Origin of the sequence: Streptococcus sp. DD10 (assembly GCF_001578805.1) — a bacterium.
Lineage (GTDB): Bacteria > Bacillota > Bacilli > Lactobacillales > Streptococcaceae > Streptococcus.
Genome location: NZ_KQ969159.1, coordinates 151559 through 162411 on the forward strand (window position 1 = coordinate 151559; position 10853 = coordinate 162411).

14 protein-coding genes and 1 pseudogene are annotated in these 10853 nt (G+C 40.6%); 6 read left to right on the forward strand and 9 right to left on the reverse strand.

Annotated elements, in window-relative coordinates; translation table 11 throughout:
* The 8 genes and pseudogenes from STRDD10_RS04975 to STRDD10_RS05005 form a co-directional block, all read right to left on the reverse strand.
* Positions 1-1379 (reverse strand): phage/plasmid primase, P4 family (locus STRDD10_RS04975; protein ID WP_231853379.1); only part of this gene is annotated, 1379 nt, incomplete at its 3' end.
* A 302-nt stretch (positions 1380-1681) separates the two neighbouring features.
* Entirely contained in the window at positions 1682-1954 is a 273-nt protein-coding gene (locus STRDD10_RS04980; protein ID WP_067193623.1) for a DNA-binding protein, read from the reverse strand.
* Positions 1947-2288, reverse strand: a complete 342-nt coding sequence (locus tag STRDD10_RS04985) for a DNA-binding protein (RefSeq protein WP_067193625.1) — start codon at positions 2286-2288, stop codon at positions 1947-1949. The genes STRDD10_RS04980 and STRDD10_RS04985 overlap by 8 nt, the downstream gene beginning before the upstream one ends.
* On the reverse strand, positions 2285-2500 hold the full coding sequence (locus STRDD10_RS04990; protein ID WP_067193627.1) for a hypothetical protein: 216 nt from the start codon (positions 2498-2500) through the stop codon (positions 2285-2287). The genes STRDD10_RS04985 and STRDD10_RS04990 overlap by 4 nt, the downstream gene beginning before the upstream one ends.
* A gap of 1 nt (position 2501) precedes the next feature.
* Positions 2502-2702 (reverse strand): hypothetical protein, encoded by a 201-nt coding sequence (locus STRDD10_RS04995; protein WP_067193633.1) that lies wholly within the window; start codon positions 2700-2702, stop codon positions 2502-2504.
* A 355-nt stretch (positions 2703-3057) separates the two neighbouring features.
* Positions 3058-3153: pseudogene (locus STRDD10_RS11740) on the reverse strand (Rha family transcriptional regulator); the annotation flags it as partial.
* Positions 3144-3920 carry a BRO family protein gene (locus STRDD10_RS05000; RefSeq protein ID WP_067193635.1) on the reverse strand — a complete coding sequence of 259 codons (777 nt, stop codon included), beginning with the start codon at positions 3918-3920 and terminating at the stop codon, positions 3144-3146. The gene STRDD10_RS05000 and the pseudogene STRDD10_RS11740, both read right to left, overlap by 10 nt.
* Before the next feature lie 91 nt (positions 3921-4011).
* On the reverse strand, positions 4012-4212 hold the full coding sequence (locus STRDD10_RS05005) for a helix-turn-helix transcriptional regulator (protein WP_000040966.1): 201 nt from the start codon (positions 4210-4212) through the stop codon (positions 4012-4014).
* A 204-nt stretch (positions 4213-4416) separates the two neighbouring features.
* Between STRDD10_RS05005 and STRDD10_RS05010 the strand changes: the two genes are divergently transcribed.
* From STRDD10_RS05010 to STRDD10_RS05020, 3 genes are all read left to right on the forward strand, one after another.
* Entirely contained in the window at positions 4417-5037 is a 621-nt protein-coding gene (locus tag STRDD10_RS05010) for a helix-turn-helix domain-containing protein (RefSeq protein ID WP_067193636.1), read from the forward strand.
* A 213-nt stretch (positions 5038-5250) separates the two neighbouring features.
* The gene (locus tag STRDD10_RS05015; RefSeq protein ID WP_067193638.1) at positions 5251-6075 is read left to right on the forward strand and encodes a KilA-N domain-containing protein; all 825 of its coding nucleotides are present in this window, start codon (positions 5251-5253) and stop codon (positions 6073-6075) included.
* Between the two features lie 154 nt (positions 6076-6229).
* Entirely contained in the window at positions 6230-7396 is a 1167-nt protein-coding gene (locus tag STRDD10_RS05020) for a tyrosine-type recombinase/integrase (protein ID WP_067193640.1), read from the forward strand.
* Positions 7397-7488: 92 nt separating this feature from the next.
* Here the strand turns inward: STRDD10_RS05020 and rpsD are convergent, their stop codons facing one another.
* On the reverse strand, positions 7489-8100 hold the full coding sequence (gene rpsD / locus STRDD10_RS05025) for a 30S ribosomal protein S4 (protein ID WP_067193641.1): 612 nt from the start codon (positions 8098-8100) through the stop codon (positions 7489-7491).
* Positions 8101-8436: 336 nt separating this feature from the next.
* On the opposite strand from rpsD, the gene STRDD10_RS10835 reads away from it, so the two are divergent.
* The 3 genes from STRDD10_RS10835 (at position 8437) to STRDD10_RS05035 (ending at position 10686) form a co-directional block, all read left to right on the forward strand.
* Complete coding sequence (locus tag STRDD10_RS10835) at positions 8437-8613, forward strand: hypothetical protein (protein ID WP_156468596.1); 177 nt, start codon at positions 8437-8439, stop codon at positions 8611-8613.
* 319 nt (positions 8614-8932) lie between these two features.
* Complete coding sequence (locus STRDD10_RS05030; protein ID WP_231853377.1) at positions 8933-9952, forward strand: GHKL domain-containing protein; 1020 nt, start codon at positions 8933-8935, stop codon at positions 9950-9952.
* Positions 9949-10686, forward strand: a complete 738-nt coding sequence (locus tag STRDD10_RS05035) for a response regulator transcription factor (RefSeq protein WP_067193643.1) — start codon at positions 9949-9951, stop codon at positions 10684-10686. Before STRDD10_RS05030 ends, STRDD10_RS05035 begins: the two co-directional genes overlap by 4 nt.
* Positions 10687-10853 lie beyond the last annotated feature (167 nt).

Sequence of the window (10853 nt, forward strand, 5' to 3'; positions counted from 1 at the left end):
AATTTGATTTTCGAAGAGTATGAGTTGATTTCATAGTATTTTAGAAATTCTTTCCAGATATGGAAAACGTAACCGTTTGGTATAAATTCGCTGGTTAGTTCATCCGTAAAGAATTGAGAAGCAAAGTCCAGCACGGGGTTGATTTCCTTGTGGTGTTCTTCCAAAATATCCACCGATTGCGCTGGGTTGATGTCTGCGGTTGGTGTCTCTATTGCTAGCTTCACAAAGTATTCCAGTACCTCCCTGCGCGTGATGTAGTCATTCTTGATTGCTTTGTTTGGTCTACCTTTGAAGATATTGGTAAAAGGTAAAATCCTAAATCGGCGGTCAATCGCTGACTTATCCCCTTTCATCTTTGGCAAGCCATTAGAAGATTGAATAATAGTCACATTGAAGCGGATACTGTAAGGCTTACGCCCTTTTTCTTCAATGGTCATGATGTCGCTTGTTGCAAGGCTAAACATTTCTGAAGTATCTTTGATTTCAGCGTCTTGTTGGATGTCGTCCCCGATAACCAGCGACTTACCAAGTAGGATTGAAGTTGAAAAGCGACTTTTTTCTAAACCTGTGATTTTCAAGCTGGCTACGTTCTCCATACCAACCAAGTTCATCAGTAATTGCTGAAAAGTTCCCTTTCCAGTTCCGCCTTCACCGTATAACCAGAAAATTTTGTGTAGGGATTGCCCTGTAATACTAGCCTTTATAATCTGAATTGCTAAATTGTAAAGTTCTTGGTCGCCGTCAAACAGTTCTAACAGCCATGCCCTGGGTGTCCAGCCGTTGATGTTAGGCTCGGTAGCTATTGGGTTATAGTCTGTGTTTATTTTTCTTGTGACTGTGACCGCTGGGGTTAATTCTTCAAAAGTACCTGCTTTTGAGTTATAAAGTTGCTCACCTATGACCGTGTAATTAGTCTTGATTGTCCTTAGAGGGCTTTGTCTAGCAATTTTATAAAGGATGTCATAGGCTTGTTTTTCTGTCACGCTTGGAAAAATAACAGCGATTAGATCCTGTAAAAATTCGTTATCTTCAAGCCAAATCCCCTTGTCAGGGTCGTAGTAGTACAAGGGAGCTTTCTGCCCCTGTGCTTCGGGCTTTATTCGGATAAAGCGAACAAACTTTCTTAACATAAGAGCTACCCCAAGCGGTGTAGTTGGTAGTGCCTTATCGCTGGCTTTTTGGGCTTTTTCGATTGCTTTTTCAGTTAGTTCCACCTCTGTTAGTTTTCCCTCTTCAACCCTTTTTAAGTCTTTAGGGTCAGATATAGCCTTGTCATAGGTTGCTTGATACACTTGTGTTTTAATCAGTTCATACTCATAGTTCAATTGCCCCCTAGCACCCTTGAGGGTTGTAAAAAAATATTCTTCGGTAGTCAAAATCTTAATTCCCTCTCTTCCTTTTCTTTTTCAGTTTCTTCAGATGTTTCCTTTCTTGGGTCTGCTCTAAAGTTGGGCGTCTATCTTTCCAAACATTTTTATCTGCCATTTTGTAGGGGCGCCCATATCCAAAGAGTTTCTGAAAGTTAGTCATTTCCCTTTCCCCCGTTTCTTCTTTAGCATGTTGTTCAATCGTCTCTGTTCGGGGTCAGTAGTAGTAGGCTGGAATGCTCTGGTTTTTATGTTCCTAACGTTCTTCATTTTCCAGTTGCCCATGCTAGTAGCTGGGAGGGTATCGAATTTGCTCATGTTTCAACCCCCAAAAATACCAGAATATCACTGACCCTATAAAAGACTTTCCTAGTGTCTTCTAGTGGGGGCTGGTAACGTCTTAGCCCTGCCTGTTCCCACTTTTGCAACGTCTTATATTTGATATCTAATTCTTCCATGACCTCTTGAGCTGATATTAACCCCGTCAAGCGTGATTTGACCATCTCACGAGCTTCCAGGTAGTTCTCCACAAGCTCCAGCACTCCACGGGCTAGTTCTTGCTCGCTCTCTTTGCTTAGGCTAAACATTTGTATCAGCTCCTTTCAGTAGTTCCTTGTAACTCTCTAAATCAGCATTTAACAAAACGCTTAGGCGCTTTTGTTCCTCCTGTACCTGATTATAGAATGCCTTTGCTCCGTCTAATAGTTCCTCCTTGTTAGCTGGGATAAAGTAGCCTCTAAAAGCTCCATGACGTACACCAATGATAGGGACGCCGTAGCGCGTGATCAGGCGGCTGATAATATCCTGTACGGTTCTTTCTGCTAGTTTAGTGATTAAGCTGATTTCTGCCCCTGTGATAGAGTTCTCAGCCCCTACCTTGATTAGTCTTAATACTCGTTTATCATTCAGTGTTAGATTCATTCAATTCCTCCGTAAACTCTTACCCCTGAAAGCTGGATATATCGCCCATAATCAGGGCTTAAATCCTCGGTGGGGGTTTTTATCGTCTGTTTGTTTTCTCGCTCTAATTTGGCGCTTTTTTTGCGGTCTCGGTGGTTTAGATAAAGCAGCAAGCCAATCAATACCACCATGAAGGCAACCGCCTGTGTATTCGTAAGATCTAACTCATTCATGTTATACCCTCGCTTGATAACTCTTGATATAGTCCACTTGGTCGCTTTGTTCCATCTTTAAGAAGTCTTCCATCTCTTCGGTGCTTACTTTTCTATCTACAAAATCAGCGATAAACTGAAAGAGGTTGGGACGTTCCTTCTTAATTTCAGCCATCAAGTTATCAAACTCTACTTGTGCCATGTTGTTTAGGTCTGTTACCATGTTATTCCTCCATTGGCCTTTTTAATTGTCGTTTCCTATACATGATTAGCACCACTCCAAACGCTGGGCGATTCCCCAAAGTTGGCGAACGCATAGAATGATGACCAGTTTAAAGAGTTGGCGCTCTCCGTATGGTCAAAATATCCTAAATATACTATAATCTAGGTATAAATCAATCTAAAACCCTTTTAATAATAGCTTGCCTGCTTTTTTGTTAATTTCGTTTTAGTGTTAGTGTGAAAGGCTCTGCTGGTTGGTCCCCGTTAAGCCTTTTTTGTTGCTTTCTGCGCCTTGTGGTGCGTTTTTTTATTTCTAAAAGCCATGGCTATAACCACGTATTCAAATGCTCGGTGTTCTTCGTGATTGTATGGTGTTGCAAGCCCGTACAATCTGCCACAATACTGCTCAGTGTATACGGCTCTTTCTTACCGTCCATGTAGACTAGTTCCATTGTGGTTCTACCTCCTGCATGAATCGGGTTAGCTTGCTTGTCAGACGGCCCTTCTCGTCCATATTTTTAGCCTCTGCAATGGCTTTGGCTAGTGTATCGATATAATACCGCTCTGCCTCTGCCAACGTGTCAGGGGCTTTTATAGTGGTCTGTGGTTCTTCCACCAACTCCCCAGCCATGTAGTAGCCTTTTAGTCGGATTTCTTTCAGAATGTGCTTGACTACCTTTTTAAACTCTTTGGCTAAAGGTTTACGTGATTGTGATAAAACTTCGTATACCCCGAACTCTGTCAGCATGTTCATTTCTCTTTTTTGACCTGCCCTAGATATTACATAGGTCAGCTTTTCATCATCATCTACCCGTTTTAGTAAATCTGTGGTGTTTTGGATTTCAATCATCTCAGCAACCTCTACCGCTACAAATAACGGATTTTGAATGTCTCCGTAAACATCAAAATGTTTAGTCCCAAATTTCTGTGTTGTGACAACTTTCAATACTTCTGATTTTCGTTGCTGGCTGTTCTCGTTTTTCCATTTTTCAAATGCATGAAAAAAAGTTGGTTGTTGTGATTGTGTTGTCATATTCTGCGTAACCTCTCTGTATAACTTATTTAGTCTTTTTCTGCTTTCCTTGTTGGGCTTATGTTTGCCCTGCGCCCATTTGCCAACTGTTCGGGGATCTATGCCGATATGCTGCCCTATGGCTACCAGGTTCAGCCCGTGAGTGGTTCGCATTTCCTCAATGACTTTGGTGTAGTTCCTCTTCATTGCTTGCCTGCCTTTCGTCAATCCCCAGTGGTAAAGCACCAGTGGAGTATCTTGTAGATGTAATATAGTATTGCGATTGGTTTACTCCTTTCTAGCTATAAAATAGTTCATCTATGGTTATATCTGATTTGATTTCTGCAACCATTGACTTAATCGCTAGGCGTTCTTTGTCATTGAATGGCGTTTTACCTAATTCTTTGTTGTTGTATGACTGCAAAGAAATTTTTAGCTTGTCCGCCATCTGTTGTTGAGTTAGTCCTAACATAACCCGATAGCCTCGTAGTTTGCTCATAGCTTTCCCCCTTTCTAAAAAATCCCCCTCCATGAATAGATTGAAAGTGTGAAAGATTGGAGGAGGAACACATTTTTTCTGTGCTTGATTTGTATGATACACAATATTTTTTCTGTTGTCAACTATTTTTTTAATTTTTGCACAAAAAAAATGTACTTTTTCTAAGATATAGTATATAATCATCTTTGAAAGGTGTGATAAAACATGAATAGATTGAAAGAATTAAGACAAGAAAAAAAGCTATCTCAAAAAGAGTTAGCTGAAAATATTGGGGTTCATTATCGGACTCTTCAAAATTGGGAAAATGGAGAAAGCCAAATCAAACCAGAAAAAGCCCAGCAACTAGCTGACTACTTCGGGGTAAGCGTTGGATATCTGTTGGGGTATATTGATGACTCGGAAATATATGATGATGAAGTGGTGATAGAACCTGAAAAGGGGATGATTTTAGCTTACTCTATGGAACGCTCTAACAAGAAGTTCCAGGAAAAGATGTTTAAAGACTTCATTACATTTTTCCGTGATAACACTATCTTTATCAGCGATGAAGAAATTTTGTCTCTATATTCTATGGTACATGCTGCCAATCTCAATAATGCTACACCAAGAGGAAAACAGTTTACCAATTTGATTTTTTCTGATAATGACGAAGCCAAACAAATAATCGGCGATTACTCATTTATTTTCGGTAACGAGTTTGCTAGAAATGATTTAGATGAGCAAATTCGCGGATATATCTCCGAAGAAACCAGAACAAAAGAAAAGACCGAAAAACTCTTGAAAGTCTTGAAATCAGCATATGGAGAACGCGACTACCTGGATTAGTAAGGTTATCATTGGTAAAGGGTAAAGCATATCAAATATAGAGAAAATTAAAAAGCGATCAAAAGCATACCACGCGCCACAATATCCAACGATCCTGAAGTGCGTGGTTTCTCGTGGTTCGTTCGAACTTCAAGCCTATATAAGCCCCATATCTACTAATTTTGTTGATGTCAACAAAACTGTACAACTTACAATGTTTTAGAAAGGACTACCATGGTTAAAATCAACGCAAACGGTAAAGAAATCACTTTACTAGCCAATAATACTGATTATGTTAGCTTGACAGATATAGCCAAATATAAAAATAATGAAGATCCTAGAATAGTCATATCAAACTGGCTTAGTAGTTACGCTACTATAGATTTTTTAGCAACTTGGGAAAGTATTAATAACCCAAATTTTAACCGTATGGAATTCCATACGGTTAGAAATGAACCTGGTAGGCTTGTAATGACTTCTAAACAATGGATAGAAAGAATGAACGCCATCGGTATCACTTCAAAAGCTGGACGATACGGTGGAACCTATGCCCACTCAGACATAGCCTTTGAGTTTGCTTCTTGGATTTCCCCAGAGTTCAAACTCTACATCATTCAAGACTATCAACGGCTTAAACAAGAAGAGGCCTATAGAAATCAGTTAGATTGGCAAGTGAACCGCTATATTTCAAAACTCAATTACACAATACAAACTGATGCAATTAAAGAAAATATTGTCCCAACACTTCAGCCGTCTCAAATATCATACGCTTACTCCTCTGAAGCTGATTTGGTTAATGTTGCCTTGTTCGGTATGACTGCCAAAGAATACAAGAAAGCTTTCCCAGAAAAAGAAGGAAACCAGCGAGATAATGCCACTATTGAGCAATTGCTAGTCCTTAATAATTTACAAAGTCTTAACGCTGAAATGATAAAACAAGGGCTATCACAAAGCAACCGCCTAACTGAACTCAATAGAATCGCCAAAGAACAGTTAGAGGTACTTTACAAAAACAATCAAAAAGCTCTGGATCATCTAAAACGTCTAGCCGATAAATAGCCCCATATTCGCCTTGTATTATACTCTGGTATTATTTACCGTCTGACTACTTAAAAACGAATACAGGGCAAACTGTGAAGCCCTAGCATGATTTAAACCACAATCTAAAACCTTTTTAATAATAGCTTGCCTGCTGATGGAAAGGTTTATCATCATGAAAATCAACCAAATCACCAAAAAAGACGGCTCGACTGTCTACCGTGCCAATGTTTACCTTGGAAAAGACCAAGTTACGGGTAAAGATGTCAAAACAAGTGTAACAGGTCGGACTAGAAAAGAGGTCAAACAAAAAGCCAAAGAGGCTGAAATAGAGTTTATTCAAAACGGCTCTACTAGGTTTCAAGCCTCGACCATTACCACATACCAGGAACTAGCTAATCTATGGTGGGATAGCTACAAACATACCGTAAAGCCAAACACTCAAGACTATACTAGAAAAGTCCTTAAGACCCACATTCTGCCACTCTTTGGGGCTTACAAGCTCGATAAGCTGACAACGCCACTTATTCAGTCTATCGTCAATAAACTAGCAGAAAAGACTAATAAGGGCGAACCCGGGGCATATCTTCACTATGACAAAATACACGGCTTAAATAAGCGTATTTTACAGTATGGCGTGGTTATGCAAGCTCTGCCCTTTAATCCAGCCCGTGAGGTCATACTCCCCCGAAACACTCAAAAGGCAAAACGCCAAAAGGTAAAGCACTTTGAGAACCAGGAACTAAAAACATTTCTCGATTATCTCGATAGCCTCGACCTTGAAAAGTACCGTCTCTATTATGAGGTCACTCTGTACAAGTTTCTACTTGCCACGGGTTGCCGTATCAATGAGGCGCTTGCCCTGTCTTGGTCTGATATTGACTTAGATAATGCTGTTGTCCATGTCACGAAGACCCTAAACTATAAGCAAGAAATCAATAGCCCTAAATCACATTCCAGCTATCGGGATATAGATATAGACCAGGCAACTATTGCCATGTTAAAAGCCTACCAGCTTAGACAAATTCAAGAGGCTTGGAAACTAGGACGCTCTGAAACTGTGGTATTCTCTGACTTTATTCATGAGTACCCAAACAATAGAACGCTTCAAACCAGGTTAAGAACTCACTTTAAACGTGCCCAGGTCAATAACATAGGCTTTCATGGTTTCCGCCATACCCACGCTAGTTTACTGCTTAACTCAGGTATTCCTTACAAGGAACTCCAGAACCGCCTAGGTCATTCCCAATTATCTATGACCATGGATATTTATAGTCATCTCTCAAAAGAGAACGCTAAAAAAGCCGTCTCATTCTTTGAAACGGCTCTAGGAAATCTGTAACTGAACAAATAACTGAACAAACCCAGCAATCAACATTTTAAGACAAAGCAAAAAGCCCACTGTTGTAGGCTTTTTCAAGATACTTTTTGAAATTAAAGCATTTTGTTGTAGAATTCAACGACAAGTGCTTCGTTGATTTCTGGGTTGATTTCATCACGTTCTGGAAGGCGTGAAAGTGTTCCTTCAAGTTTGTCAGCATCAAAAGATACGAATGCTGGACGTCCAAGAGTAGCTTCAACCGCTTCAAGGATAGCTGGAACTTTCAATGATTTTTCACGAACTGAGATCACTTGACCTGGAGTTACGCGGTATGAAGGGATATCAACGCGTTTTCCGTCAACAAGGATGTGACCGTGGTTAACGAATTGACGAGCTTGACGACGAGTAGTCGCAAGTCCAAGACGGTAAACAACGTTGTCCAAACGGCGCTCAAGAAGAAGCATGAAGTTGAAACCGACAGTTCCTTCTTTGATCTTAGTAGCTTGGACGAACAAGTTACGGAATTGTTTTTCACCAAGTCCGTAAGAGAAACGAAGTTTTTGTTTCTCAGCCAATTGCAAACCGTACTCAGAAAGTTTAGAACGGTTGTTTGGTCCGTGTTGACCTGGTACGTAGTTACGACGTGCCAATTCTTTACCTGTACCTGTAAGGGACAAGCCAAGACGGCGAGATTGTTTCCAAGATGGTCCTGTATAACGTGACATGAAAATGTCCTCCTGTAAGATAATATATGGAGAAATAGTCACTTGGAAAGTCCTAATTCGTGCAGAACATTTTCACCTAAACAGCAAAGGCTACTTTCATAGCGAATGTCCTGTTGACGAGCTCTATACTCTCCTGCTGCTATTTCACACAAAGTCTATTGTACCATGGATAGCGATTTTTGTAAAGGGAAATGTTGAAAATCAATTATTTCACATCTATACCCTGTCACTTAGGCACAGATTTGGTCGTTCTGGGCACTCTTGATATATCTGCGATTTTTTTGGTATAATGAAAGAAAAACAGAGAAACCTGCTCAAGCAGGACGGAGAATTGTCATGAAAAACACTACAACAAACTTCACAGCCCTGGAAACTTTTGAAACCCTGACACAGGATCAGCTGGTTGAGGTGAGTGGGGGAGGAGGCAATTTTTGGCTTTCTTTCTGTCAAAACATAGGATTTTGCCCTTCTCAAAAAAGAGCTGGTGGCAACTATGAGAAAAACTTGATGTGATAAATATGTTCCTAGAAACAATATTAGGGATAACTTTTATCCTCCTCATAATTAGCTCTGTTGTCGTCCCCTATCTCTATCTCGGTAGCCAGCTATCCCCTACATTTACTAAAAAAAGATACTGGTTAGTCATAATACTCTTCCAGCAGATCGCCTCACGCACCTTTGGGGAAAGCTTTCACTTTCTGATTATTATCTTTTACTACTTTGTACTAACCAGAGTTGATAAGAAAGAGAAAAAGCATTCTCTCTTCTTGTCCCTCTTTCTTTTTTACTCTTCCAAAGTATCCGTTATCTACTCGTCACTTTCTTTATGCGAATGATATTTGACTTTAGTTATTTACACGATATGCTAGGCAATAGTATAGGTGCCAGCTTTCAATTCCTTGCGCTCTTTATCTCCGTTTTTATCATGAGAAAACTCCCTATCGACTGGGAACTCTTCTTTTCAGAGGACTTCAAATCGCTGTTTGACAAAAGTCTAAAACTCTTCATTCCTTTAACAGCTTTTCGGATTTTTTCTTCCTTTATGACCAATGGAAATTATCAGTTTTATCATCGGTTTGATACAACGGTTTCTGTAATTATTTTCACAGCTTTCTTCTTCTGGTGGCTCTATGTCAAGCATGAGCAACAGACGCACTATGACTTAGAAACCATCAAACGTCAAGAAGAGGATAATCGTACCATGCAAGAGACGGTCAACAAACTCGGCAGTCTCTACAATGAAATCCGTGGCTTCCGCCATGACTTTGGAAGCATTATCGCCAGCATGGAACCTGCTCTTGCTCGTAATGATATCGATGAGATACGGGAAATCTACCAAGACATTTTTCTCAAAACCAATGAAAAACTGATAAAATCAGACTACACCGCCTTTAACCTGCAAAACATCGAGGATATCCCCCTCCGCAATGTCCTTGCCAAGACCATGATCAGTGCCCAAAACCAAGAAATCCCTGTCACCCTCCAAACGACTGGCTATGTCAGAAAGCTAGATATTCCTATGCTGGAGGCTGTCCGCATGCTCTCTATCCTCACGACTAACGCTCTTGAAGCAACAAGAGAGGCTGAGACACCACAGATTGATATCGCCTTGATCACCGATGACAACACGGTGACGTTCATCATCAAAAATACACGAGAAAAACTTGTCCTCGAACAGAATCGTCTCAGCCAGCGTGGTTACTCCACCAAGGAGGAGGGGCGTGGGACTGGACTGGCTACTTTGGAGGATATGGTGTTCGAGTACGACCTAGCCCTTGATACCCAGATAGGTGAGGAAATATTCACGCAGATTTTGGAATTGCCTATGAGAAAGGAGAAGAAAAAGACATGAGAATTTTAGTTTTAGAAGATAAAACAGATCAACAGGCACGCATCGAAAAAACCTTGTTTGCCATTGCCAAAGACCGCAACCTGAAACTACACATTGACATCGCAGAAACCTATCGTGAGCTGGAGACATTCACCAACTACCTTGACCTTTATGAGCTTTACTTGCTAGACTTAGAGGTAGACGATGACCCGAAACTGGGCTTTACGGTGGCACAAGAAATCCGTAAACGAGATCCTTTTACTAGCATTGCCTTTGTCACCACCCACTCCGAGGCACTACCTTTAGCTTTTGAGTATCAAGTTTCTGCTCTCGACTTTATCTCCAAGGATAAACCTGAGGGAGAATACCGACAGCACCTTGAACGCTGTATCGACTATGTGACTCAGCACGATACACGAGAAAACCTGCAAGTCTTTTCCTACCGTTATGAGGGGCGAAAGGGCTTTTCCATGCCCTATCACGACATCATCGCTATCGAGACCAAGCCTGACTCTCATCGGCTTAAAGTCTACTATGTTAATCATTCAACGAAAACCGTCTATGGTACGCTAAAAAGCATCCAAGAGCAAGCTGAGAGAGATTACTTCGCCTATGCCAATCGTACTGTTCTGGTTAATATCAACGCTATTACAGGGCTAAATTCCCAACAAGTTGATTTAATCGAAGGTTTGTCTTTCTCTGTCTCTCGTATGGGGAAGAGAGAGCTAGAGAAGTGTAGAAAAAATAAGGACTAGAGACGAAAAATCTCTAGCTTTTTTGCTCTTTTCAACCAAAATTGTCGTTTAGGCACAGATTTGGTCTTTGTGGGCACTCTTGATCTTTTTTGAAAATTTTAGGATAGAATAAAACCATAAAGAAAAGGAAAGCGTTTCCTACAAATCGGAACTTGCTGACTCATACT

Bases quoted from the DNA above. Each gene is read 5' to 3' on its own strand.
- STRDD10_RS04980 (WP_067193623.1), bottom strand. From the start codon at position 1,954: ATGTTTAGCCTAAGCAAAGAGAGCGAGCAAGAACTAGCCCGTGGAGTG.
- STRDD10_RS04985 (WP_067193625.1), bottom strand. From the start codon at position 2,288: ATGAATCTAACACTGAATGATAAACGAGTATTAAGACTAATCAAGGTA.
- STRDD10_RS04990 (WP_067193627.1), bottom strand. From the start codon at position 2,500: ATGAATGAGTTAGATCTTACGAATACACAGGCGGTTGCCTTCATGGTG.
- STRDD10_RS04995 (WP_067193633.1), bottom strand. From the start codon at position 2,702: ATGGTAACAGACCTAAACAACATGGCACAAGTAGAGTTTGATAACTTG.
- STRDD10_RS05000 (WP_067193635.1), bottom strand. From the start codon at position 3,920: ATGAAGAGGAACTACACCAAAGTCATTGAGGAAATGCGAACCACTCAC.
- STRDD10_RS05005 (WP_000040966.1), bottom strand. From the start codon at position 4,212: ATGAGCAAACTACGAGGCTATCGGGTTATGTTAGGACTAACTCAACAA.
- STRDD10_RS05010 (WP_067193636.1), top strand. From the start codon at position 4,417: ATGAATAGATTGAAAGAATTAAGACAAGAAAAAAAGCTATCTCAAAAA.
- STRDD10_RS05015 (WP_067193638.1), top strand. From the start codon at position 5,251: ATGGTTAAAATCAACGCAAACGGTAAAGAAATCACTTTACTAGCCAAT.
- STRDD10_RS05020 (WP_067193640.1), top strand. From the start codon at position 6,230: ATGAAAATCAACCAAATCACCAAAAAAGACGGCTCGACTGTCTACCGT.
- rpsD (WP_067193641.1), bottom strand. From the start codon at position 8,100: ATGTCACGTTATACAGGACCATCTTGGAAACAATCTCGCCGTCTTGGC.
- STRDD10_RS10835 (WP_156468596.1), top strand. From the start codon at position 8,437: ATGAAAAACACTACAACAAACTTCACAGCCCTGGAAACTTTTGAAACC.
- STRDD10_RS05030 (WP_231853377.1), top strand. From the start codon at position 8,933: ATGATATTTGACTTTAGTTATTTACACGATATGCTAGGCAATAGTATA.
- STRDD10_RS05035 (WP_067193643.1), top strand. From the start codon at position 9,949: ATGAGAATTTTAGTTTTAGAAGATAAAACAGATCAACAGGCACGCATC.